The organism is Marinobacter sp. C1S70, assembly GCF_000475355.1.
GTDB lineage: Bacteria > Pseudomonadota > Gammaproteobacteria > Pseudomonadales > Oleiphilaceae > Marinobacter > Marinobacter nauticus.
This window is the reverse complement of record NZ_AXBW01000009.1, coordinates 78633-103775: the sequence shown is the minus strand read 5'-3', so window position 1 is coordinate 103775 and position 25143 is coordinate 78633. Positions and strand designations below refer to the sequence as shown.

The window sequence follows — 25143 nt, the reverse complement described above, 5'->3', positions numbered from 1 at the left end:
GGGCTGGAAAGTTACTGGCACAGGCCCCCGAGTGCCTGGCCCACTTTAGAGCCGTTATGACGTTTCAGTTGCGCGCAGATCCAGTCGCCGGTTTTCACCAGCTTGTTCAGATCCACGCCGGTATCGATGCCCAGGCCGTTAAGCAGGTATAGCACGTCTTCGGTGGCTACGTTGCCAGAGGCCCCTTTGGCATAAGGGCAGCCGCCCAGACCGGCCACAGAGGCGTCAATCACGCTTACGCCCTCTTCCAGTACTGCGTACAGGTTGGCCAGGGCCTGGCCATAGGTGTCGTGGAAATGCGCCGCCAGTTTGTCCATGGGCACATGGGCAGCCACGGCTTCGAGCATGCGCTTGGCTTTCAGGGGCGTACCCACGCCGATGGTGTCGCCCAGGGAAATTTCGTGGCAGCCCATGTCGTACAGGGCCTTGGCTACGGTGGCCACTTGTGCCGGTTGGATATCGCCCTCGTACGGGCAGCCCATCACGGTAGACACGTAACCGCGCACGGGAATGCCGTGTTTGCGGGCTTCTTCAACTACCGGTGCAAAGCGCTCCAGGCTTTCAGCAATCGTGCAGTTGATGTTCTTTTGGGTGAAGGACTCCGATGCCGCACCGAACACCGCCACTTCGTCGGCCCCGGCCGCCAGGGCGCCCTCGAACCCTTTCAGGTTCGGGGTGAGGGCCGAGTAGCGAACGCCGGGTTTACGGGTGATGCCGGCCATCACTGCGGCCGCGTCGCCCATTTGCGGCACCCATTTGGGTGATACGAAGCTGGCGGCCTCGATGTGGCTGAGACCGCAATCGGCCAGCCGGTCGATCAGGCCGGTTTTGACCCCGGTGGCGATCACATCGCCGGGCTCATTCTGAAGCCCGTCCCTGGGGCTCATTTCCACCAACCGAGCCTGCTTCGGAAAGGCCATTATTCTGCCTCCCCGGTGTCGATGGCGATGAGTTCCGCACCCTCGGCCACCTGGTCACCCTCGGCGTAGAAAATCTCGGAAACCACACCATCGGCGGGTGCCTTGATGGCGTGTTCCATTTTCATGGCTTCCATGATCACCAGCGTCTGGCCGGCCGTTACCGTGTCGCCTATCTGGGCCTGAATCGCCACCACGGAGCCGTTCATGGGCGCCGCCAGGCTGCCTTCGCTGGCCATTTCCTCAAACCCGTAGGTTTCCCGGTATACGGTGCACTTGAAGGTATCGCCCTCGTAGAAGAGCACCAGTTCTTCGTTGTGTAGGTTGCCGTGCACGCTTAGCCGGTGGCCGTTGATGACCGCCTGCAGGTAATCGTCATTCAGTTTGGCGTTCAGGTGGTACACGCTGCCGCCCACGAACACCTGGTAGCGGTCATCCCGTTCCAGGATCTTGAGCTCGTGTTTATCGTCGCCCACCTGGAGGGTGAGAGGCTGGGCGTATTCGGAGTTCATGCGCCAGCTGTTCTTGCGGCCGAACGGCGACCAGGGATCGCCGGTGACCGGTTCCGCTGATTTGCGCTGCTCCAGGATGAATCCAGCGGCAAGCACCAGTGCCTTGTCCAGATCCAGTCTGGATTTCGGGAACAGCAGGTCGTTGTGAGTGGCAATGAAGTTGGTGGTCAGTTCGGCTTCGCGGAATGGCCGCGCATCCACCGCCGCGTGCAGGAACCGGATATTGGTTTTCAGCCCGGCGATACGGTAGTGCTCCAGGGCCTGAACCATGCGGTTGACCGCCTGTTCGCGGGTCTCGTCCCACACGATGAGTTTGGCAATCATCGGGTCGTAGTGGATGCTGATTTCATCGCCTTCGGTCACGCCGGTATCTACCCGCACGTGGGCAGACTCATCCGGAGTGCTGAGGTAACGCAGGGTTCCGGTGGCTGGCAGGAAGTCCTGATCCGGATCTTCGGCGTAGATACGCGCCTCGATGGCGTGGCCACGGGTCTTTACCTGGTCCTGGGTCAGCGGCAGGGGCTCACCCCAGGCCACTTTCAGTTGCCATTCCACCAGATCCTGGCCGGTGACCATTTCGGTGACCGGGTGTTCTACCTGCAGGCGGGTATTCATTTCCATGAAGAAGAAGGAACCGTCCACGTCGTACAGAAACTCGACGGTGCCGGCGCCCACGTAGTTGATGGCCTGGGCCGCCCGCACCGCGGCTTCGCCCATGGCTTTGCGGGTGTCTTCACTGAGGCCGGGGGCGGGCGCTTCTTCCAGCACTTTCTGGTGCCGGCGCTGCACGGAGCAGTCCCGCTCGGCCAGATAGATGCCGTTGCCGGATTGATCGCAGAACACCTGGATTTCGACATGGCGTGGCTGGGTCAGGTAGCGCTCGATCAGCATGTCCGGGTTGCCGAACGCATTTTTTGCTTCGCGCTGGGCCGCGGCCAGGGCATCGTCGAATTCGGCCATGTTTTCGACCACCCGCATGCCTTTGCCGCCGCCGCCGGCAACCGCTTTCAGCAGCAGCGGGAAACCGCATTTTTCGGCTTCAGCCCGCAGCAAGTCCGGCGACTGGTCTTTACCGTGGTAGCCGGGCACCAGGGGGACACCGGCGTCTTCCATGATGGCCTTTGCGGCGGACTTGGAGCCCATGGCGGCAATGGCCGACGAGGGCGGGCCGATAAAGACAATGCCGTTGGCCTCGCAGGCTTCGGCAAAGTCGGTGTTTTCAGACAGAAAGCCGTACCCGGGGTGGACGGCCTGGGCACCACTTTCTTTGGCAATCTCGATAATTTTATTGGCCCGCAGGTAGCTTTCGGAGCTTGGAGCGGGGCCGATGTAGAACGCCTCGTCGGCCATGGCCACGTGCCTGGCGTTGGCGTCGGCTTCGGAGTAGACCGCCACACAGCGGATACCCATTCGATGGGCCGTTTGGATGATCCGGCAGGCGATTTCGCCCCGGTTGGCTATCAGGATCTTGTTAAACATTATTGTGTCTCCGGAATCCAACTGGCCTTTCGTTTGTTCAGGAAAGCGCTAAGCCCTTCCTGGCCTTCTTTGCCCACACGAATATCGGCGATGCGCTGCGCGGTATCGTCAATCACTTCGGAGGTGATGGTCTTGTGGCTGACCGCAAAGACCAGCTCCTTGGCTGCTTTCATGGCTTCGGGACCGTTCAGCGCGAGTTGCAGCAGCAGTTCATCGCAACGCTGGTGCATGGCCTGTTCGTCTTCGCACACCAGGTGAACCAGGCCGTAGTGCTGCGCCTCCTGAGCACCGAAGACTTCCGCCGACAGGAAGTAGCGCCGGGCCTGACGTTCGCCGATGGCTCGCACCACATAGGGGCTGATCACGGCCGGAATCAGGCCGAGTTTGACTTCGCTCAGGCAGAAGCTGGCTTTTTCAGTGGCCAGCACAATGTCGCAGCAGGCCGCGAGGCCGACCGCGCCGCCGAAGGCCGCCCCCTGCACCAGGCCGATCACGGGCTTGGACAGGTGGTTCAGGGTGTTCATCAGACGGGCCAGTTCCCGGGAGTCGTCCAGGTTTTCCTGGCGGGTGTTGTCCGCCATGCGGCGCATCCAGCCCAGGTCGGCTCCGGCGGAAAAGTGTTTGCCCTCTGAGCGCAGGATAACGATCTGGGTTTGCTCATCCCGGTCCACGTGTTCCAGAGCCTGAATCAGCTGCTGGATGATCACGTCGTCGAAGGCATTGCGTTTGTCCGGGCGGTTCAACACCACTTCCGAGACGCCATCGCCCCGTTGGTGCAGCAGAACCGCTGTGTCTTGCTGTGACATGGCTGCGCTCCTTTACATGCGGAACACGCCGAAGCGCGTGGGCTTGGCGGGCCGGTTGAGGGTGGCAGACAGGCTCAGGGCAACCACTTCCCGGGTCTGGGCCGGGTCGATCACGCCGTCATCCCACAGGCGGGCGCTGGCGTAGTAGGGGTGGCCCTGGTGTTCGTAGGTTTCGGTAATGGGCTTCTTGAACTCGGCTTCTTCCTCCGCGCTCCAGCTCTGGCCTTTACGCTCCAGGCCTTCCCGGCGCACCTGCGCCAGCACGCCGGCTGCCTGTTCGCCGCCCATCACGGAGATCCGGGCATTCGGCCACATCCACAGGAAGTCCGGGCTGTAGGCGCGGCCACACATGCCGTAGTTGCCAGCGCCGTAGCTACCGCCAATCAGAACGGTGATCTTGGGCACGTTGGCACAGGCCACGGCCATCACCATCTTGGCGCCGTGTTTGGCGATGCCCTCAGCTTCGTACTTCTGGCCCACCATAAAGCCGGTGATGTTCTGCAGGAACAGCAGCGGTATGTTGCGCTGGCAGCACAGTTCAATAAAGTGCGCGCCTTTCTGGGCGGATTCGCTGAACAGGATGCCGTTGTTGGCGATGATGCCCACTGGGTAGCCGTGGATGTGGGCAAACCCGGTCACCAGGGTGGAGCCGTAGTAACGCTTGAATTCGTCGAATTCTGAGCCGTCGACGATGCGGGCGATGACGTCGCGCGCATCAAACTGCTTGCGCAGGTCGGTGCCGACGATGCCGTAGATTTCTTCCTGATCGTACAGCGGGGCGCGGGGCTTCTGGACCTCAACCGGTACCGGTTTGCGACGGTTCAGGTTGGCCACGCATCGGCGGGCGATTGCCAGGCCGTGGGCGTCGTTCTCGGCGTAATGGTCGGCGACACCGGAGATTTTACAGTGCACATCGGCGCCCCCCAGGTCTTCCGCGCTGACCACTTCACCTGTGGCGGCTTTTACCAGCGGAGGGCCGGCCAGGAATATGGTGCCCTGGTTACGGACGATGATGGATTCGTCGGCCATGGCGGGTACGTAGGCGCCCCCGGCGGTACACAGGCCCATGACGACGGCGATCTGGGGAATGTCGTCTGCGCTCATGCGGGCCTGGTTGTAGAAGATGCGGCCGAAGTGGTCGCGGTCGGGGAAGACTTCGTCCTGTTGGGGCAGGTTGGCGCCACCGGAATCCACCAGGTAGATGCAGGGCAGGCGGTTGGCCATGGCGATTTCCTGGGCCCGCAGGTGTTTTTTCACGGTCAGCGGGAAGTAGGTGCCGCCTTTGACAGTGGCGTCGTTGGCGATAATCATGCACTCGGTGCCGGAGACGCGGCCGATGCCGGCGATGACGCCAGCGGCGGGCACTTCTTCCTTATAGACGTTGTAGGCGGCGAACTGGCCGATTTCGAGGAAGGGGGAGCCTTCGTCGATGAGGGTGTTGATGCGCTCGCGGGGCAGGAGTTTGCCTCGGTCGGTGTGGCGCTTCTGGTAGTCGGGGCCGCCGCCCTGGTGGATCTTTTCGACTTTTTCCCGGAGGTCGGCGACGGCTTGTTGCATGGCCTGGTGGTTGGCCTGGAATTCGTCGGACCTTGGGTTGATTTTGCTTTGGAGCACGGTCATTGGTTCGTATCCCTCGGTTTGGGGGCGTCCGGGTCTGGCGGGGTGTGCTTTCCGGGAAATGCTACGAGCATTCCGCCAAGCCCTTGTCCAACCTCGTCAATTCATGTGTTGTTGCTGCGGGGCTGGAGGGGGAGCCTTCCGAAAACCGCTACAAGCACATCCATGTGCGCTTCTCTCCGGCCATCCATGGCCTCCGACATTTTCGGAAGGCTCCCCCTCCAGCCCCTTGTCGTACATTGGGAGCTGGAGTCCGCGCTTCGTTACTTGTTCAGGAACAGCTCGCGACCGATCAGCATCCGTCGGATTTCAGACGTTCCAGCGCCGATTTCGTAGAGTTTCGCGTCCCGCAGCAGGCGGCCGGTCGGGTATTCGTTGATGTAGCCGTTGCCGCCCAGCAGCTGGATGGCGTCCAGGGCCAGTTTGGTGGCCATTTCGGCGGAGTAGAGGATGGCGCCGGCGGCGTCTTTGCGGGTGGTTTCGCCGCGGTCGGCGGACTGGGCCACCATGTAGACGTAGGATTTCGCGGTGTTCATCCAGGTGTACATGTCGGCGACTTTGCCCTGTACCAGTTCGAATTCACCGATGGCCTGGCCGAATTGTTTGCGCTCGCGGATGTAGGGGACGACCACGTCCATAGCAGCCTGCATGATGCCCAGCGGGCCGCCGGAGAGGACGAGGCGTTCGTAGTCGAGGCCGCTCATGAGGACTTTGGCACCGTTGCCCACGCCGCCGAGGACGTTTTCTTTGGGAACTTTGCAGTCCTGGAACACCAGTTCACAGGTGTTGGAGCCGCGCATGCCGAGTTTGTCGAGTTTCTGGTGGCGACTGAAGCCCGGGTAGTCGCGCTCCACGATAAAGGCGGTGACGCCTTTGGAACCGCCTTTCGGGTCGGTCTTGGCGTAGATAACGTAAGTGTGTGCGTCCGGGCCGTTGGTGATCCACATTTTGTTGCCGTTGAGGACGTAGTGGTCGCCTTCGTCGCGGGCGTGGAGTTTCATGGAGATTACGTCGGAGCCGGCGTTGGGCTCGGACATGGCCAGGGCGCCGATGTGTTCACCGGTAACCAGCTTGGGCAGGTATTTCTGCTTTTGTTCTTCGGTGCCGTTGCGGTGAATCTGGTTCACGCACAGGTTGGAGTGGGCACCGTAAGAGAGGCCAACGGAGGCCGAGGCGCGGCTGATTTCTTCCATGGCGATGACGTGGGCCACATAGCCCATGTCGGAGCCGCCGTACTCTTCGCTGACGGTAATGCCCAGCAGGCCCATGTCGCCCAGTTTGCGCCACAGGTCCATGGGGAATTCGTTGTTTTTGTCGATTTCCTCGGCCCGCGGGGCGATTTCGGTGGCGGCGAAGTTATTCACCTGTTCCCGGAGCATGTCCAGGGTCTCGCCGAGGCCGAAATTGAGCTCTGAGTACTGTGATTTCATCGTTTGCTACCTTTTTGTTTTTAACGTCGGGTATCCGTTGGCTGCCAGGTTCTATTTGCTGACAGCGGTTTCTTTGGTGTTCGTCGTCAGGCCCTGCTCTTCCTTTTTCTTCTGCAGTTCGGTCAGGGCCTCGCGGCACCGTGCTTCGGCGGTGTCCATTTCCATCTCTGCCATGGCAATGTCTTCTTTCTGCTGTTCCAGCTGTTCCCGTCTTGCGCTGAGGATTTCCAGCATCTTCAGCAGCTGCTTTTCATTGCCGGTCAGCGTTTCGTCCCAGAGGTCGAACAGTTCTTTCGTTTCGGCCAGGGAAAAGCCCATGCGCTTGCCCCGGAGAATCAGCTTCAAGCGAACGCGGTCCTTGGTGCTGAAGATCCGGGTTTGCCCGCGCCGGGTGGGCTTGAGCAACCCCTGGTCTTCATAGAACCGGATGCTCCGGGTGGTTACATCGAACTCCTGGGAAAGCTCGCTGATGCTGAAAGTTCGTTTTTCGCTCATGACGGATTTCCTTTTTTCACCAAGGTTAGTTAAAGTTTACGTAAACGTAAAGTTTTTTTGTGGTCCGAATGAATACCCGCGGATCAGACTTCGATCATTGTTAATAAGGAGTACCCGATGGAATTCCAGAATGTGCCGGCAATTGTAACAGGCGGTGCCTCCGGTCTGGGTGAGGGCTCTGCCCGTGCTCTGGCGGCGGCTGGCTGCAAGGTTGCGATTCTTGATGTGAACAAGGAGCAGGGCGAAAAGGTTGCGGCTGAGCTCGGCGGTATCTTCCTGCATTGCGATGTGACTTCGGCCGACAGTGCTGAGGCTGCTGTCAGTGCTGCGCGAGAGGCTCACGGCCCCTGCGGTGTCGCCGTGAACTGCGCGGGTATTGCGCCGGCGGCCAAGATTCTGGGCCGGGAAGGTGTGATGCCGCTGGAAAGCTTTAGCAAGGTGGTCCAGGTTAATCTGATCGGCACCTTCAATATCCTGCGGCTGGCGGCTGCCGATATGGCGCAACGGGAACCGAACGGTGACGGCGAGCGCGGTGTCATCATCAATACCGCTTCGGTTGCTGCCTACGAAGGCCAGATTGGCCAGGCGGCTTACAGCGCATCCAAAGGCGGTGTGGTGTCCCTGACCCTGCAGGCGGCCCGCGAACTGGCCCGTGAAGGGATTCGGGTGAATACCATTGCTCCTGGCCTGTTTATGACACCAATGCTGGCGGGTATGCCCCAGGAAGTGCAGGACAGCCTTGCAGCCACGTTGCCGTTCCCGAAACGTCTCGGTAAACCGGAAGAGTTCGGGATGATGGTGGACCAGATGGTGCGCAACCCGATTCTGAATGGCGAAGTCATCCGGCTTGATTGTGCCCTGCGGATGGCGCCAAAGTGACATTGGAATAACCTGCCAAAAGCAGGTTTCTGTAATGGTGTTCGCCAAAAGCGAACCGGTAACCACAGGTGAGTGATATGACTAACCCTGTCGATCAGGAAGAACTGGCTCTTTTCCGGGAGTCTGTGATCAAGGCTCTGGAAACCGAAGTGGCCCCGCATTACGAGGCCTGGGAGAAAAGCGGCATTGTGCCACGGGAGCTTTGGAACACTCTGGGCGATGCAGGCATGCTGTGCGTCGATGTGCCGGAAAACTGCGGCGGCTGCGGCGCACCCTTCCAGTACTCGGTCGTGGTGGGTGAGGAGCTTGCCCGGCTGGGATTTGGTGCGCTTTCCACCAACGTGATGGTGCATTCCGACATTGTCGCGCCCTATCTCAGCCATATCGGCAATGAACAGCAGAAACAGCAGTGGCTGCCGAAGATGGTATCAGGTGAGGCGGTGGGCGCCATTGCCATGACCGAACCGGGCGCCGGCAGCGACTTGCAGGCCATGCGCACCAGCGCTGTAAAAGACGGCGACGACTACATCCTCAATGGCTCCAAGACCTTCATCACCAACGGCCAACACGCCGATATGGTGATCGTCGCCGCCAAAACCGATCCCAAAGCCGGAGCCAAAGGGATCAGCCTGTTTCTGGTCGATACGTCGTTGCCAGGATTCAGCAAAGGCCGGAACCTGGACAAGATTGGCCAGCACTCTGGCGATACCTCCGAGCTGTTTTTCTCCGACATGCGCGTACCTGCCTCGGCGTTGCTGGGCGAGGAAGGGCAGGGTTTCGTTTACCTGATGCGCGAACTGCCCCGTGAGCGACTGGTGATCGGAGCGCTGGGGGTGGCAGCGGCCCGGGGCTCGCTGGACATGACGATCCAGTATGCCCAGGAGCGTGAGCTGTTTGGCCAGAAGCTCAGCCAGTTGCAGAACACACGCTTCGAAATTGCCCGCATGGAAACGGATTACCGCATCAACAAAGCGTTTGTGGACCAGTGCATTCGGGAATACGAAGAGGGCAAATTGGATGCCCCCACGGCGTCCATGGCCAAGTACAGCGCTACCGAGATGCAGTGTCGTGTTGCTGATGGCTGTTTGCAGCTGTTTGGCGGCTATGGCTACACCACGGAGTACCCGATTTCCAGGAACTTTATTGATGCCCGGGTGCAGCGGATTTATGGCGGCACGTCGGAAGTAATGAAGGAAATCATTGCCCGGTCGGTACTCGGAAGATAGTACCTCCTGAATCCAGCGCTAATTCTTTTTGAAGGCGACTGAAATGTATGGGGTTCGAGCAGGGGGATACCTTTCCGGGACCGTCAAAAGTCATGGATGGCTTTTGTCGAGCGTACAGGGATGTATTCACAGCGTGTCTCGGAAAGGTATCCCCCTGATCGAACCTGACTCCCAACATGGAGACCAGATTCAATGAACAACAATGACATCGTTATAGCAGGCTCCGCCCGAACCCCCATGGGCGGAATGATGGGCTCCCTGAGCTCGGTACGTTCACCGGACCTGGGCGCCGTCGCCATAAAGGCCGCCATTGAGCGCTCTGGCCTTCAGCCGGCAGACATCCAGGAAGTGATCATGGGCTGCGTATTGCCCGGCGGTCTGGGCCAGGCACCAGCCCGCCAGGCCTCGAGGGCCTCTGGCATACCGGACAGCTCCGGTTGTACCACCATCAACAAAATGTGCGGCTCCGGCATGCAGGCCGTCATCATGGCCCACGACCAGATCAAAGCTGGCACCAACAACATCATGATCGCCGGCGGCATGGAAAACATGAGCCAGGCACCGTACCTGTTGCCGAAAGCCCGCGCCGGCATGCGCATGGGCCATGGCCAGGTACTCGACAGCATGTTCCTGGACGGCCTGGAAGATGCCTACGAGGGTGGCCTGATGGGCGTATTCGCCCAGCGCACGGCTGACAAATTCGACATCACCCGCCAGGCCATGGACGAATTCGCCATCGGCTCCCTGCAAAAATCCCTGGCGGCCATCGAAAACGGCTGGTTCCGGGACGAAATCGTATCGGTAACGGTCCCGGGCCGGGGCGGTGACACCGAAGTGGATACCGATGAACAGCCGGGCAACGCCAAACCGGAGAAAATTCCACATCTCAAACCCGCGTTCGCCAAAGACGGTTCCGTCACCGCCGCCAACTCCAGCTCCATCAGTGATGGTGCTTCCGCGCTGGTACTGGCCTCTGCCGCAGAAGCCGATGCCCGGGGCCTGACCCCGCAGGCCCGCATCGTGGCCCACGCTACCAACGCACGCCTGCCGTCCGAATTCACCATCGCACCGATCGGCTCCATCGAGAAGGTGCTCAAGAAAGCGGGGTGGACGCTGGACGATGTCGATCTGTTCGAGATCAACGAAGCTTTCGCCGTGGTCACCCTGGCGGCGATCAATGAGCTGAAGCTTCCTGCGGAGAAGGTCAACGTGCACGGCGGCGCCTGCGCCCTCGGTCACCCGATTGGTTCCTCCGGCTCACGGATCATCGTCACCCTGATCAATGCGTTGAAACAGCGTGGGCTTAAGCGTGGTGTAGCCTCGCTCTGCATCGGTGGTGGTGAAGCCACGGCTGTGGCTATTGAGTTGATCTGATCGGCTTATATTCCCTGTAGCCTGTCAGTTCGGGGCGGGCTTGCGGGGTGGCCGACGGGCATTGGCGGATATATCTGTACTGCACGTCGGTAGGGGGGTATGGGGTATTTTTCTGACAGGAAAAAGGTGTCTGAGCGAAGCGAGTTCTTTTTCCCGAAGAAAAATACCCCATACCCGCCGTACCTGCCCCGCAACTTCAAGGCTGCGAGCCCAAACCCAACTAGGGCAGGTCGGTAACGGCCCCCGTAGATGCGGAACTCACCACCCGGGCATATTTGGCCAGCACGCCCCGACTGAATCGCGGTTCCGGCGGCGTCCAGGCTTTGCGCCGTTTTTCCATTTCCTCGTCAGAGATTTCCAGCACAATCGAGTTGCTCACGGCATCAATGGTAATGGTGTCGCCGTCTTCTACCAGCGCAATCGGCCCGCCCACGGCGGCCTCAGGTGTGATGTGGCCAACCACAAAACCATGGCTGCCACCGGAGAAGCGGCCGTCTGTAATCAGAGCTACATCACTGCCCAGGCCTTTGCCCATAATCGCCGAGGTGGGGCTGAGCATTTCCCGCATGCCAGGCCCGCCCTTCGGGCCTTCGTATCGGATCACCAGCACGTCGCCGGCCACCACGGTGCCATCCAGGATTCGCTCCTGGGCTTCCTCTTCCGAATGAAAGACTCGGGCTCGACCGGAGAAATGGGTGCCTTCCTTGCCAGTGATTTTCGCCACCGAGCCTTCCGGAGCCAGGTTGCCGTAGAGAATGCGCAAATGGCTGTCGGCTTTGATCGGGTTATCGAAGGCGTGGATGATCTGCTGGTCTTCGGGGTAGGGCACCACGGTCTCGAGATTCTCTGCGAGGGTCTTGCCGGTTACTGTCAGGCAGTCTCCGTGCAGCAGCCCCCGGTCGAGCAGCATCTTCATTAGCGGCTGAATGCCACCAATGGCCACCAGCTCGGACATCATGTAGTGGCCGGAGGGGCGAAGGTCCGCCAGGACCGGTACCCGTTTGCCGATGCGTACGAAATCGTCCAGTGACAGCTCCACTCCCACGGTACTGGCCATACCCAGAAGGTGAAGCACGGCGTTGGTGGAACCGCCCAGCGCGATCACCACGGTGATGGCGTTCTCGAAGGCTTCCCGGGTCATGATGTCGGAGGGCTTGATATCGGCTTCGAGCAGTTTCAGCACCGCGGCGCCTGCGGCTTTGCAATCCGCCAGTTTGCTGTCGGAAACGGCGTTCTGGGCGGAGCTGCCTGGCAGGCTCATGCCCATGGCCTCAATGGCGGAGGCCATGGTGTTGGCGGTGTACATGCCGCCACAGGAGCCTGGCCCGGGAATCGCGGTTTCCTCGATCTGTTTGACTTCGATCAGCTCCATGTTGCCGCGGGCATGGGCACCCACTGCCTCGAACACGGAGATGATGTCGGTGTGGTTCTCGCCGGGCATGATGGTGCCGCCGTAAACGAAGACCGAGGGCCGGTTCAGCCGGGCCAGGCCCATCATGCAGCCGGGCATGTTCTTGTCGCAGCCACCGATGGCGACCTGTCCGTCGAAGCCCTCACAACCGGCCACGGTCTCAATGGAATCGGCAATCACCTCGCGCGACACCAGGGAGTATTTCATGCCCTCGGTGCCGTTGGCGATGCCATCGGAGATGGTGATGGTGTTGAAGATCAGGCTCTTACCCCCGGCTCCGTCGGCACCCTTGGCGGCCTCCCGGGCCAGGCCGTCAATGTGCATGTTGCAGGGGGTGAGATTGCTCCAGGTGGAGGCAATGCCAATCTGGGGTTTGCGGAAATCCTCGTCGGTAAAACCCACCGCCCGGAGCATGGCCCGGCTGGCGGATTTGTTGATACCGTCTACCACCGGTGCCGAGTGTCGGCGTCGTTTATCGGTTGTCATGCGTTATCCCTCTCCGTCGTTTCAAGCCGTGCGCGACCGTGCCATGGTATCGGAGACCAGTTCAACTCCGGCAACGGTATGCAGTTTCTCCAGCTGAGATTGAAGCATAGCAACTGGCCGGGAACCCTCCAGCGTGAGAGCGATGTCGAGGGTATCGCCAGTTGATTCCATGGCCATCTTTGAAATCCGGAAACCTCGCACCCGTACCACCCGGCAAAGCCGCTCCAGAGCCGCCGCTTCCTGGTTCATGCGGCAATTCAGGGTATATCGTTGACTGGAAATCTCATGGTTCGGCTTCATGCTACCTGCTCCTTGCGGCTGTTCGTTTTGCGGGGTTCGTCAATCATTTCCTTGTTGCTGGCGCCGGCTTTGACGATGGGCCAGACGTTCTCTTCACGACTGATGGCAACATGCAGCAGCATCGGGCCGTTGTACGCCAGAATGGTCTCGATGCCGCGGCGGATCTGATCGGTCCGCTCAATGTGCAGGGCCGGGATGTCGAACGCCCGGGCCATGGCGACAAAGTCCGGATTGTCATCCAGGTCGATCTGGCTCTCGCGGTTGTTGTAGAACAGTTCCTGCTGCTGACGAACCATGCCCAGGCACTGATTGTCCAGAATGATCAGCTTCAGCGGGAGGTTGTAGCGTCGGATCGTGGCCAGTTCCTGGGCGTTCATCATGAACGAGCCGTCGCCGGTCACGTTAATGACGGTGCGGGTACGGTCCGCGAACTGGGCGCCGATGGCCGCAGGAAGCCCGAAGCCCATGGTGCCCAGGCCTCCACTGGTCAGGTGGTGGCGTGGATGGGCGAACTGGTAGTACTGGGCAACCCACATCTGGTGCTGGCCAACATCGCAGGCGATGACGGTGTTGTCGCCGGTAATGCCGGAAAGCTGACGAATGAATGCGGGACCGGTAATGGGGGCCAACGGTTCCTCGTTATCTGCGGCGCGAAAGCCTCCGGTGGTATGCCAGGTGCGGCATTGTTTCTGCCAGGCGTCGATGGCCAGTGGCTCAGCCGCAATGGCATCGGTTAATGCCGCCAGGATGGCGTTCAGGTCACCACGCAGAGACAGGTCTGCCGGCCGCAGTTTGTTGATCTCGGCGGCATCGGCATCAATGTGGATCATCCGGGCATTCGGCGCGAAGCCGTCCAGCTTGCCGGTGGCACGGTCATCCAGCCGGGCACCGATCACGAACAGAAGGTCGCACTCATCAACCGCCTTGTTGGCCGCCCGGGAACCGTGCATGCCGAGCATGCCCAGATCATTCGGGTTGTTTCGGCCGGCGTTGCCAATGCCCTTGAGGGTAACGACCCCCGGCAGTCCCGAGACTTCGGCAAAGGCCCGGAAAAGGTCCTCGGCTCTGGCCAGAGACACACCGCCACCGCTGTAGAGCAGGGGCCGCTTGGCCGATCTCAGCATGGCCAGGGCCGGGCCGATCTCCGGGCAATCTGCTGGCGGTGCCTCGGTGCAGGCCGGGGCTGGAGCCTCAATCTCGGACAACAGAATATCTTTGGGAATATCAATCCACACCGGCCCGGGGCGGCCAGCCTGGGCCAGGTCGATGGCTTCCTCCAGAATGCCCGGCAGGTCTTCGGGGTCATCTACCAGGTAGCTGTGTTTGACGATGCCGAGGGTCATGCCGAGGATGTCGGTTTCCTGAAAGGCGTCGGTACCAATCAATCCGGAGGGGACCTGCCCGGTGATCACCAGCAGGGGAATGGAATCCATGTAGGCGTTGGCAACGCCAGTGATCAGGTTGGTGGCGCCGGGGCCGGAGGTGGCAATACAAACTCCCAGTTGGCCACTCGTGCGGGCATAACCGTCTGCCGCCAGGGCACAGGCCTGTTCGTGGCGGCACAGCACATGCTCCACACCCACGTCATCCACCAGCGCGTCGTACAGGGGCATGATGCAGCCACCCGGATACCCGAAAACCGTGCTGATGTTATGGCGGTGGAACGCTTCAAGAATGTGCTGTGAGCCGTTCATGGTCGTTTTTCCCTTTTTCTTTGCCGCAAAAAAGAAACCCCCGGGACCTTGCGGTGCCGGGGGTTTCTGGTGTCGTTGTCAGGTTGTCGCTATCTCACCCGCTTGTCCACGCAAAAGCCCCCGGACGGTACCACGACCACCAGGACTAGCTTCACAAGGACCATAACTGCGTTGAGATTCATGGAATCGACAATCTGCTCTGAATAGAGTTGAACAATGTGTGTAGAATCTAACCCACGTTTTCAGGCGGATGCAAGGGCTTATTTCCGGAAATTCAACCGGTGCCGGTTTTTCCGCTTTCTCAAACCGAATCTGTTCACGGCGAGTGGTGCATGACAAGAGCAAAATGGAGCTCCCTGGGATTATCCCTTCTGGTCATCGTGTTATTGGTTATCTGGATGGCAACGGGTGAGGTAAAAGTTGCCAGTGATGAGGCGCCGGAGGAGCCGGCCTCCGAACAGGTAGCCATAACCCGGGTAGAGGTAACACCGGTCAGCGCCCGGACTTATCAGCCAGCCCTGAAACTTCAGGGTCAGCTGGAGCCCTGGCAGTCGGTTCAGGTCAGTGCCCGGGTGGCCGGCACCGTTGAGCAACTGAACGTTCAGCTGGGGCAACAGGTGAAAGCGGGTACGGTGTTGGCGACCTTGTCGACGGACGGTCGGGACACGGTGGTTCAGCGCTGGCAGGCCAGTATTCGCAAACTGGAAGCAGACCTGGCCGCCGCCCGGAAACTGCGCTCCAGCAATCTGGCCGCCGAAACCGAAATACTGCGCCTGCAGAGTGAGCTTGCTGCGGCAAGAGCTGAGCTTGCCGCGGCCGAACTGGCACTGAATCACCTCAAGCCCATCGCACCGTTTGATGCCACTGTGAATCGTCGCGAAGTGGACGAAGGCAGTCTGGTGCAGGTGGGAACGCCCCTGTTTGAGCTGGTACAGATAGACCGCCTGAAAGCCACCGGACAGATCCCCCAACAATCGGCGGCGCTGGTTCAACCGGGGCAGGCCGTAGATATTCAGCTGCTGGACGGCTCCCGGCTGGCCGGCGTTGTCAGTTTTGTGGCCAGCGCTGCCAATTCGGACACCCGAAGTTTTGCGGTGGAAGTGGTGGTGGAGAATCCTGAATTGAAGCGGGCTGCGGGCGGCTCCGCCAGCCTGAGCATTCAACTGCCGGAGCAACAGGCCACATTCATATCGCCTGCCTACCTGGGGCTGGATGACGACGGTCGCCCCGGCGTGAAGTTTGTCGATGCTGATAACCGGGTGGTGTTCGAAACCGTACGGTTGCTGAGCGTCTCGACCGACGGCGCCTGGGTTGCCGGATTGCCGCCGGAGATCCGCCTGATTACCCGGGGCGCCGGATTTGTCTCGCCGGGTGAGCAGGTGCGCCCTGTTGACACCTCAGACCAGCGGGGCTGACAGCCATGCGAGCATTGATCGCCGCGGCCATGGACCGAAGCCGCACCACGCTGTTGTTGTTCCTGTTCCTGCTGTTGGGCGGTATGGCGGCCTACCAGGTGATTCCCAAGGAATCGAACCCGGACGTCACCATTCCGATGATCTATGTCTCGATGACGCTCGAAGGCATCAGCCCGGAAGACGCTGAGCGCCTGTTGGTCCGGCCCATGGAGCAGGAGCTGCGCTCGCTTGAAGGCATCAAGGAAATGCGCGGTACCGCCTCGGAAGGCCATGCCTCGGTGATGCTGGAATTCGACGCCGGCTTTGATCCGGACAAGGCCTTGCAGGATGTCCGGGAGAAGGTGGATACCGCCCGCAGCAAGCTACCCCAGGAAGCCGACGAACCCCGGGTCAATGAAATCAACGTGTCGCTGTTTCCGGTGTTGTCGGTAGGCCTGTCCGGTCCGCTGTCGGAACGCGAGCTGATTACCATTGCGCGCCGACTTCAGGATGCCATCGAAGCCATTCCCGAAGTGCTGGAGGTGGAAATTGGTGGCGACCGGGAGGATCTGCTGGAGATCGTGGTGGATCCCCAGGTGCTGGAAAGCTACGGCATCGATTTTGATCAGTTGGCCTCCCTGGTTACCCGGAACAACCAGCTGGTGGCTGCCGGCTCACTGGACACGGGTAATGGTCGGATGGCGCTGAAAGTGCCGGGAGTAATCGAAACCATCGAAGATGTGATGTCGATGCCAGTGAAGGTGGACGGCGACACTGTGGTTACCTTTGGTGATGTGGCCATGCTGCAGCGCACCTTCAAAGACCCGACCGGCTTCGCCCGCATCAACGGGGAGCCAGCCCTGGTACTGGAAGTTTCCAAGCGCTCGGGCGCCAACATTATTGAAACCATTGAGCAGATTCGCACCCTGATTGATGAGTCCCGGCCCCGGTTGCCGGAGACCATCGATATCCGCTTCATCATGGACCAGTCCGAGGAAGTGCGCGATATCCTCTCGGATCTGCTCAACAACGTGCTGACTGCCATTGTGCTGGTAATCATCGTGGTGATCGCGGCCATGGGGCCCCGCTCTGCGGTGCTGGTGGGGCTCACCATCCCCGGGGCGTTTCTGACCGGCATTCTGGTGATCTGGAGTATGGGCCTGACGCTCAACATTGTGGTGCTGTTCAGCCTGATCCTTGTAGCCGGCATGCTGGTGGATGGCGCCATCGTGGTGTCAGAGCTGGCAGACCGGAATCTTTCGGACGGCCAGCCGGTCAAAGCCGCCTGGGTGGAAGCAGCCTCGCGCATGGCCTGGCCGGTCATTGCCTCGACCGCCACGACACTCGCGGTGTTCGTACCGCTGCTGTTCTGGCCCGGCGTGGTGGGTGAGTTCATGAAATACCTGCCGATGACTGTGTTGATCTGCCTGATTGCCTCACTGGCTATGGCGTTGGTGTTCCTGCCGGTCATGGGTGGTGTCAGCGGCGGTCGCCGGCACCACCAGGATGCCAGTGAAGGGCGTTTCATGCGGGGCTATCGACAGGTGCTGGCGGCTCTTTTGCAGCGCCCGGGCCTGACTTTACTTGGCACCCTGGTGGTGATTGTGGTGATTTACGCCGCCTATGGGCGCTTTAACCACGGTGTCGAGTTCTTCCCGAGTGTTGAGCCGGACTCAGCCCAGGTTCAGGTGCGGGCTCGTGGCGATCTGTCGGTGTGGGAACGGGATGCCATTGTGCGGGAAGTGGAGTCACGCTTGCAGAATATGCCGGAGGTAAAGGCCCTGTATGCGCGCTCCATGGTGACCACCAGCTCCCAGATGGCGCCGGATGTGATCGGCGTTCTGCAGTTCCAGTTCACGGACTGGTACACCCGCCGCACGGCCACGGATATTCTGGAAGACTTTCGGGAACGTACGGCCGATATCGCTGGTATTGAACTGGAGTTCCGCAAGCAGGAGGGCGGCCCGGCTGAAGGCAAGCCCATCGAGCTGCAGGTCAGCAGTATGGACAGCACACAGCTGGATGGCTATGTCGACAGCATTGAGAACCGCATGCGCGAACTCGGTGGTTTTGTCGATATTGAAGACGACCGGAGCCTGCCCGGGATCGAGTGGCGCCTGAATGTGGATCGTGAGGCGGCCGCTCGATTCGGTACCGATGTGTTGAGCATCGGCAGTGCGGTTCGGCTGGTAACCAATGGCCTGGTGCTGGCCACCTATCGACCGGAAGACGTTCGCGATGAAGTGGACATTGCGGTACGGGTGCCCAACAACTGGCGGGAACTGGATCACCTGGAGCGCCAGACACTGAACACGCCCCGCGGTCAGGTACCGCTTTCCGAATTCGTGGATCTGGAACCGGGCGACAAGACCGGCTCCATTGTCCGGGTGGATGGCCAGCGCACGATTACCATTAAATCGGATGTTGCGCCGGGCCGGCGGATGGACGAGCTGCTGCGAACCCTGCAGGCTGAGATGCCCGAGCCACCGGAAGGGGTGAGCGTGCGCTTTGCCGGTGAAAACGAGGATCAGCAGCAGGCCGCAAACTTCCTGACCACCGCTTTCCTGGTGGCGGTTGGCCTGATGTTGCTGATTCTGGTGACCCAGTTCAATTCCCTGTACCAGACGCTGCTGATTCTGTCGGCGATTGTATTGTCCACCGCCGGAGTGCTGCTGGGCTTGCTGTTTTCCGGTCAGTCTTTTGGCGTGGTGATGGTGGGCATGGGCATTATTGCGCTGGCGGGTATTGTGGTGAACAACAACATCATCCTGATCGATACCTTCAATCAGATGAAGCGGGAGGGCAAAGCGGCCTACGAGGCAGCTCTGGAGACCGGTTGCCTGCGTTTTCGGCCGGTGTTGCTGACGGCAGTCACCACGATTCTTGGCCTGATGCCCATGGTGTTGGGGGTGAATGTGAACCTGCTGGAGCCATCATTGGGCCTGGGGGCTCCATCCACTCAATGGTGGACCCAGTTATCCAGTGCTATTGCCGGTGGCTTAGCCTTTGCGACCCTGCTGACGCTATTGTTGACGCCCGCTCTGCTGGTTCTGGGAGAACGCACCGGCCAGCGGGTCAGGGCGCTGATCCGGCGCGTTTCCCGGAGCGGTCAGTAGCGGATTCGTTGGGCCAGGTCTTTGGCCTTGCTGGCCATGGCTTCAAGTTCCGGAACCGTGTGCAGGTTATCCTCGGCAGCGCTGTGCATGGCTTCGGAAATCTCAGCGACTTCGGTAACGTTGCGATTGATGTCTTCGCTCACACTGGTCTGCTCCTCGGCGGCCGTGGCCACCTGGGTGGTGGCATCATTCACGCTGACCATCCGCCGGGTAATGTCCTCCAGGGTTTTGCGAACGGCATCCACCGATTCACTGCTTTCCCGGGCCACCACTTCTGATGCCTGCATGTATTCCGTGGCATCCCGGGAGCCGCCCTGAATGCTGGCAATGATCTCATCAATCTCGACCGTGGCCTCCTGGGTTTTCGCAGCCAGGTTGCGCACTTCATCGGCCACCACCGCAAAGCCTCGGCCGGCTTCGCCTGCCCGAGCAGCTTCGATGGCTGCGTTCAGCGCCAGCAGGTTGGTCTGATCGGCAATCTCGCGAATGACTCGCATCACATCACCCACGCGCTGACCGCTCCTGGCCAGTTCCGCCACCGTTGTGGCCGAGCTCCGGATTTGATCCGTCAGGCGATTCATGCTGCTGACGGCATCGTTGATCTGTTCGTCGGCATGGCGGGTCTGGTTCGTGGTCTCATCGACCTGGCTGGCTACTGAGGCCGCATGCTGAGCAACATCCTGGGCGGTGGCGGACATCTCGTTCATGGCGGTTGCGATCTGGTCGATGCGCTGATGAGCCCGGTCCGACTGGGAAGACACGGCGTCGGCGTTGGTCCGGATCATGGCGCCGGTGTCTGCCAGGTGTTCGGCGTTGTGTTTCATCATTTCGCCGGTTTCCTGCAGGAACCGGTGCAAGGCGCGGGCGGTGTCTGCCAGGCGGCCCAACTCATCCGGGCGCTTCAGCGTGACCGGATCAGTCAGATCCCCTTTGCCGATGCGATCCAGCTTGCCGATCAATTCCTGGGTGGGTCGAACCACAGAACGGACCAGCACGCTCAGGCACGCGAGGGTGCCGAGAATAATGGCGGCCAGCAGGAGGCCTCCCATCAGCCAGGTGGTGCTGGTGGCTTCGTCACGAAGCTCCGCGGAATGAGTCACGGCGGTGTCCCGAATTCTGGCGGATGCTTCTTCAATCAGTTTGGATGGCTCCCGGTCTATGCCGGAAACGGCCTGATCGCCCGCGGTGTGGTCGTAACCCGAGGAGACAAAATCGCGGAACCCTCTGCGATAGGCTTCGCCCATACGCTGGTGAGCGGTTCGGAACTGTGTCATCAGGGATTGTGCCTGGTTGTCATTCAGTTCAGGGATTAATGCGCCCAGTTGTTGCTGGATATCCGCTTCCACCGCCTGGAAACGCTGCCAGTATTTTTCACGCTGGCCGGTATCGGCGCCCCGGATCAGCACGTTTTTCCATTCCTGAACCTGGGTTTTGAAGTCGCTGAGAATGTCCTGGGCCTGAAGTGCCTGGACCATTTCCTCGCTCACCAGATGATCATACTCATTCTGGGTGGCCAGAGAGCGGTTGAAGTAGATGCCTGCAACAACGGCAATCACGAGGTTGGACACCACAATAATGGTAAGGATCCGGTTAAGGATACTTTTGAAGTACCAGTTCATGGGTGGGGTTCCTGTTTTAATCCGGGGGGTGGGGGTAAGATAACGCTTCATTGGAAGCCGGCCGGCTTTCTTGATCTGTTTATCGGCTGCCATTTTACATGCTGAACCCTCTCACTGAAATTTATCGGGACGACTGGCTGCTGGCCGTGCACAAGCCAGCCGGATTGCTGGTGCATCGCAGTCCCATCGACAAGCACGAAACCGAGTTTGCCCTGCAGTATGCCCGGGCCATGAATGGCGGTGAGCATGTATACCCCGTGCATCGGCTGGATCGTCCCACCTCGGGCGTTTTGTTGTTTGCCCGGGATCCGGAGACCGCGCGTGCGCTTGGTCTGGCGATGATGGCCGGGGCGGTGAGCAAAACCTATCTGGCGATGGTCAGGGGCTGGGCACCGGAGCAGGGGGTGATCGACCACCCGCTCCGGGAAGAGCCGGAAGACCGACGTCTTAAAGGTCAGGAGCAGCCGGTTCGTGAGGCGCTCACCCGGTATCGCCGGCTGGCGACGACCGAATTGCCGGTGGCAATTGAGCGTTACCCCACGAGTCGATACAGCCTGGTCGAACTGAAGCCCGAAACCGGCCGGAAACATCAGCTTCGCCGGCATATGAAACACATCAACCACCCGATCATTGGCGACGCCAACCACGGTCGGGGCAGGCACAACCGGTATTTCGCCGAGCGTTTCGGGCAGGGGCGCCTGATGCTGGCGGCTACGGAGTTGCGACTGAGACATCCGGTAACCGATGAACCTCTGTGTCTGAAGGCCCACCCTGAGAGCAGTTTCTTGCAGGTTTTGGCAATTTTTGAAGGGAACGACCTCCCACTGCCGCAATAGCGGAGCGTTTCCGAACAGGCCAACTTGTGTAGCTTTTTATGTCAATTTGCGACAAATAGTACCCTCGGCAGACGCTTCCTTCACCTTGGTGCATACTCCTTTGTAGGCTTATAACCAAGAACAAAGGCGTATGACGCCAGAGACCACTATGCCAAGGCTCCTTGTCTTACTCTGTTTGCTGTGTTTTATAGCTGGCCCCTCCCTGTCGAGTGCCGAATCGGTGGAGTGGGATCAGTTCTCCAAGCGGCTGGAGCTTTCCCGCTTCGTCGATTACTGGAAGGAAAAGGGTGACCCGTCGGTTGGAGATGTTCGTGGTTTACCGGAGAAGGCCTGGACCCAAAACGGGAGCGACAGCGTCAGTCTTGGCTATGGCGACGACATCTACTGGTTCCGCGTTGAGCTGACCAATACTCTGAAATCCGAAGCCAGTAATTTTCTGGAAATTGGCTACCCGGTTCTGGACCACGTTGAAGTCTACCGTGAAGTCGATGGCAGCATGCAGGAGCCCTTGCTGCTGGGCGACAAACGCCCCTTCTACGATCGCCCGATTCACCACCGCAATTTCATTGTGCCCCTGCCATTACCTCCGGAATCCGCTACCACGGTCTATTTACGCGTGGACACCACCAGCTCCATGCAGGTACCCATGACGCTCTGGAATCAGGATGCCTTCTACTCGGCGGAGCAGGCCCGGAGCCTGTTTGAAGGCATTTACTATGGCATTGTCCTGGTGATGATTCTCTATAACCTGTTCGTGTTCATGGCCGTAGGAGAGCGCAGTTTTCTCTACTACGTTGGCTACATCGCGGCCATGCCGCTGTTCCTGGCATCGCTGCATGGTGTGACATTCCAGTATTTGTGGCCGGAAGCAACCTGGTGGAATGACCAGTCCATTATTGTTTTCCTGAACCTGGTGGTGCTGTTCGGTGGCGCCTTCAGTATCCGCTTCATCAGTGTTACCCGGCAGAACCACCCCTGGCTCAACCGCTGGACCTGGGCCATGATCATGACGGCGGGCATGTTGGCCCTGGCCGGTCTCCTGATTCCCTATCAGTGGTTGATTCTTCCCTCCATTCTGGTGGCTTTTGTAGGTTGTTCCACCATGCTGATGCTCAGCGTGGTGCGCTGGATCAAGAAGGATCCAGCGGCCCGTTATTACACCGTAGCCTGGGTGTTCATGCTGTTCGGCGGGATTGTCCTGGCACTGAGCAAGTTCACCATGTTGCCACGCAATCTGCTGACCGAGAATGCCACCCAGGTGGGCTCGGCTCTTGGCGTGATTCTGCTGTCCATTGCGCTGGCTGATCGACTGAACCGCGAGAAGAAAAAATCCTTTGCTGCCCAGCAGAAGCTGTTGCGGGAGGAGCGTAAGGCCCGGCTGGCCCAGGAAAAATCGCTTCGTATTCAACAGGAAGCCAACGCACTGCTGGAGGAAAGGGTGCAGGAACGGACCCGTGACTTGGAAATCCTGAACGAGCAACTACTGGAACTGAGCGCGACTGACCCCCTCACAGGATTGAAAAACCGGGGGCACTTCGACAAGAAATTTCAGTCCGACGTGGTGCATGCCTATCGATTCGAGGAAACGCTGTCATTGCTGATAGTGGATATTGATCACTTCAAGGGCTTCAACGATACCTACGGCCACCTGGTGGGCGATGACTGCCTGAAAATGGTGGCGGACTGTATCAAACAACACGTGACCCGGCCGCAGGATCTGGCGGCCCGATATGGCGGTGAGGAGTTCGTTGTGTTATTGCCGGATACGCCGGAAGCCGGTGCCTGTCGAGTGGCTGAGCTAATCCGGGAGGATATCCAGAAAATGGCGTTCCGGGTGTCCGATCAGGTGCTTCACCTGACCGTCAGCATCGGTGTGTGCAGCTGTGCGCCGAGCCAGGCGGACGCCACCAAGGCATTATTCGCCTGTGCCGATGGTGCGCTTTATCGGGCCAAGGCAGAAGGCCGCAACCGGGTGGTTGCAAACACCCAGGCCGGGCAGGGCCTGGCCGTCTGTCAGGCCTGAGTTGCCCAGGTTGCCTGGTTCAGGATGGGCCAGGGGTGGTTGGCTTCCAGAGCGTAGGCGATTTCGAGTAGCGTACGCTCATCGCCGTGACGGCCCATAAACTGTACCGAAATGGGCAGATGCTGGCTGCTTTCACCCATAGGCAGGGCGATGGCCGGAGCACCTGTGGCGTTGGCCAGTGGCGTAAAGCTCACGTACCGGGTCAGTCGTTCGAACAGGGTGTCGAATGGTACGTCGGGGTTCAGGTGGCCAAGAGGCGGAGTGGTGTGTCCCAGTACTGGCGTCAGTACTGCATCGTAATCGTTCATGTGCCTCTGATAATCGTGCCAGGAGCGTTTCAGCCGCCAGATGGCAGCGGGCAGCCGCCAGAACTGGTGCCGGAACATCCGGTCCAGGCCATTGGTCAGACCATCCACCCGGGTTTTATCGAAATCCGGGTGATAAAGCTTTTTGCCCCGGGCTTTCACACCGAACGCGAGCATCCCCCAGTAAAGCGCGAAGTCTTCCGGAAACGAGCTGGCGACCGGCACATCCATGGGCTCGACAATGTGCCCGAGCTTTTCCAGGTAGCGGGCAGTCTGCTCAACGGTTTGCCGGGTTTCCGGGTCGGTGGGGTGTCCGTTGATGGAATCCAGCACCAGGCCAATGCGCAGTTGCCGGCCAGAGGGACCATGTACATGCCCGATGGCAGGGAGTTTCCGGTTTTTGAACCAGGACTCTGCGTGCGCCAGGAAGCCGGCGGTATCACGTACCGAACGGGTCACGACGCCATCACTGATGATATTGACGGGCAAATCCCGGGCGGCATCATTGTCCACTACGCGCCCTCGTGTAGGTTTCAGACCCACCAATCCGCAACAGGCCGCCGGTATGCGGATTGAGCCACCACCGTCATTGGCGTGGGCAATGGGCACCACACCGGCTGCCACCAGGGCGGCAGCGCCGCCCGAAGAAGCGCCGCAGGAATAGTCCAGGTTCCAGGGGTTGCGGGTGGGGTTTCCCTGGGCGGGCTCAGTTGAGGCGTTAAAGCCGAATTCCGGCAGTGTGGACTTGCCCAGGCAAATATAGCCCTGGGACAGCATCTGTTCGGCAAAAGGGCTGGTTCTTTTCGCCACCCGGGGCGTGACCGCCTGTGACCCGTGCCCGGTGGGTAAGCCCTCAACGTCCGTGTTGTCCTTGATATAGGTAGGCACGCCGGCAAAAGGGCCGGTCTGGGCGCCCGGGCGCTGGCTCTGCGTCAGCGCCGGTTGATAACGTTCGGCCACCACACCATTGATCACCGGCGCTGCCAGCCGTGCCCGCTCAATCGCCGCCGCCGTGACTTCCTGTGCCGAGACCTCGCCGGTACGAATCCGTTCGGCGAGGGCGGTGGCGTCGTTGTCGGCCATCGCGTCGTTGCGGAAACAATGGAAGCGGGTACTGGCTGGCTGATTCATGGCGGCTCCTGAGTGCAAAAACAGAGGTTTACTAACATAACTCAGGCTTAAACGTGACGACATGTCATTTCAGGTATGACGTCACAAAACAGG

18 protein-coding genes are annotated in these 25143 nt (G+C 60.0%); 7 read left to right on the top strand and 11 right to left on the bottom strand.

Translation table 11 applies throughout. The annotated features are described in order from the left end of the window. Positions 1-11: 11 nt before the first annotated feature. From Q669_RS01655 to Q669_RS01630, 6 genes are all read right to left on the bottom strand, one after another. Entirely contained in the window at positions 12-920 is a 909-nt protein-coding gene (locus tag Q669_RS01655; protein WP_022990984.1) for a hydroxymethylglutaryl-CoA lyase, read from the bottom strand. Beyond that, entirely contained in the window at positions 920-2908 is a 1989-nt protein-coding gene (locus Q669_RS01650; protein ID WP_022990983.1) for an acetyl/propionyl/methylcrotonyl-CoA carboxylase subunit alpha, read from the bottom strand. Before Q669_RS01650 ends, Q669_RS01655 begins: the two co-directional genes overlap by 1 nt. Beyond that, positions 2908-3714, bottom strand: a complete 807-nt coding sequence (locus Q669_RS01645) for an enoyl-CoA hydratase-related protein (protein WP_022990982.1) — start codon at positions 3712-3714, stop codon at positions 2908-2910. The genes Q669_RS01650 and Q669_RS01645 overlap by 1 nt, the downstream gene beginning before the upstream one ends. A gap of 12 nt (positions 3715-3726) precedes the next feature. Continuing rightward, on the bottom strand, positions 3727-5334 hold the full coding sequence (locus tag Q669_RS01640; protein WP_022990981.1) for a carboxyl transferase domain-containing protein: 1608 nt from the start codon (positions 5332-5334) through the stop codon (positions 3727-3729). Between the two features lie 260 nt (positions 5335-5594). After that, the gene (locus Q669_RS01635; protein WP_014420930.1) at positions 5595-6761 is read right to left on the bottom strand and encodes an isovaleryl-CoA dehydrogenase; all 1167 of its coding nucleotides are present in this window, start codon (positions 6759-6761) and stop codon (positions 5595-5597) included. Between the two features lie 51 nt (positions 6762-6812). Then, positions 6813-7256 carry a MerR family transcriptional regulator gene (locus Q669_RS01630; protein ID WP_011785591.1) on the bottom strand — a complete coding sequence of 148 codons (444 nt, stop codon included), beginning with the start codon at positions 7254-7256 and terminating at the stop codon, positions 6813-6815. A 117-nt stretch (positions 7257-7373) separates the two neighbouring features. Here Q669_RS01630 and Q669_RS01625 point away from each other — a divergent pair, with 117 nt between their 5' ends. The 3 genes from Q669_RS01625 (at position 7374) to Q669_RS01615 (ending at position 10735) form a co-directional block, all read left to right on the top strand. After that, on the top strand, positions 7374-8135 hold the full coding sequence (locus tag Q669_RS01625; protein ID WP_022990980.1) for a 3-hydroxyacyl-CoA dehydrogenase: 762 nt from the start codon (positions 7374-7376) through the stop codon (positions 8133-8135). A 77-nt stretch (positions 8136-8212) separates the two neighbouring features. Next, positions 8213-9361: an acyl-CoA dehydrogenase family protein gene (locus Q669_RS01620; protein ID WP_022990979.1), complete on the top strand. Its 1149-nt coding sequence runs from the start codon at positions 8213-8215 to the stop codon at positions 9359-9361. Positions 9362-9553: 192 nt separating this feature from the next. Beyond that, positions 9554-10735, top strand: coding sequence for a thiolase family protein (locus tag Q669_RS01615; protein ID WP_022990978.1), 1182 nt, complete (start codon positions 9554-9556; stop codon positions 10733-10735). A gap of 220 nt (positions 10736-10955) precedes the next feature. Here the strand turns inward: Q669_RS01615 and ilvD are convergent, their stop codons facing one another. From ilvD to ilvG, 3 genes are read right to left on the bottom strand one after another with little or no spacing between them, the layout of a single operon-like run. Further along, positions 10956-12632 carry a dihydroxy-acid dehydratase gene (gene ilvD / locus Q669_RS01610; RefSeq protein WP_022990977.1) on the bottom strand — a complete coding sequence of 559 codons (1677 nt, stop codon included), beginning with the start codon at positions 12630-12632 and terminating at the stop codon, positions 10956-10958. A gap of 21 nt (positions 12633-12653) precedes the next feature. Then, the gene (locus tag Q669_RS01605) at positions 12654-12932 is read right to left on the bottom strand and encodes an ACT domain-containing protein (RefSeq protein ID WP_022990976.1); all 279 of its coding nucleotides are present in this window, start codon (positions 12930-12932) and stop codon (positions 12654-12656) included. Continuing rightward, a complete protein-coding gene (gene ilvG / locus Q669_RS01600) occupies positions 12929-14626 on the bottom strand; it encodes an acetolactate synthase 2 catalytic subunit (RefSeq protein ID WP_022990975.1) in 1698 nt (565 codons plus the stop codon). Before ilvG ends, Q669_RS01605 begins: the two co-directional genes overlap by 4 nt. Positions 14627-14958: 332 nt before the next feature. Between ilvG and Q669_RS01595 the strand changes: the two genes are divergently transcribed. Beyond that, entirely contained in the window at positions 14959-16041 is a 1083-nt protein-coding gene (locus tag Q669_RS01595; protein ID WP_036148336.1) for an efflux RND transporter periplasmic adaptor subunit, read from the top strand. A 5-nt stretch (positions 16042-16046) separates the two neighbouring features. Then, positions 16047-19136, top strand: coding sequence for an efflux RND transporter permease subunit (locus tag Q669_RS01590; protein WP_022990973.1), 3090 nt, complete (start codon positions 16047-16049; stop codon positions 19134-19136). On the opposite strand, the gene Q669_RS01585 is transcribed toward Q669_RS01590, so the two are convergent. Then, positions 19130-20755 carry a methyl-accepting chemotaxis protein gene (locus Q669_RS01585; protein WP_022990972.1) on the bottom strand — a complete coding sequence of 542 codons (1626 nt, stop codon included), beginning with the start codon at positions 20753-20755 and terminating at the stop codon, positions 19130-19132. The genes Q669_RS01590 and Q669_RS01585 overlap by 7 nt on opposite strands. Positions 20756-20853: 98 nt before the next feature. Between Q669_RS01585 and Q669_RS01580 the strand changes: the two genes are divergently transcribed. Together Q669_RS01580 and Q669_RS01575 are read left to right on the top strand one after the other, a co-directional pair. Further along, on the top strand, positions 20854-21591 hold the full coding sequence (locus Q669_RS01580) for a pseudouridine synthase (RefSeq protein ID WP_011785582.1): 738 nt from the start codon (positions 20854-20856) through the stop codon (positions 21589-21591). A gap of 148 nt (positions 21592-21739) precedes the next feature. Then, positions 21740-23614, top strand: a complete 1875-nt coding sequence (locus Q669_RS01575; protein ID WP_036148333.1) for a 7TM diverse intracellular signaling domain-containing protein — start codon at positions 21740-21742, stop codon at positions 23612-23614. Here Q669_RS01575 and Q669_RS01570 read toward each other — a convergent pair. Further along, positions 23605-25050: an amidase gene (locus tag Q669_RS01570; protein WP_011785580.1), complete on the bottom strand. Its 1446-nt coding sequence runs from the start codon at positions 25048-25050 to the stop codon at positions 23605-23607. The genes Q669_RS01575 and Q669_RS01570 overlap by 10 nt on opposite strands. Positions 25051-25143: the final 93 nt, after the last annotated feature.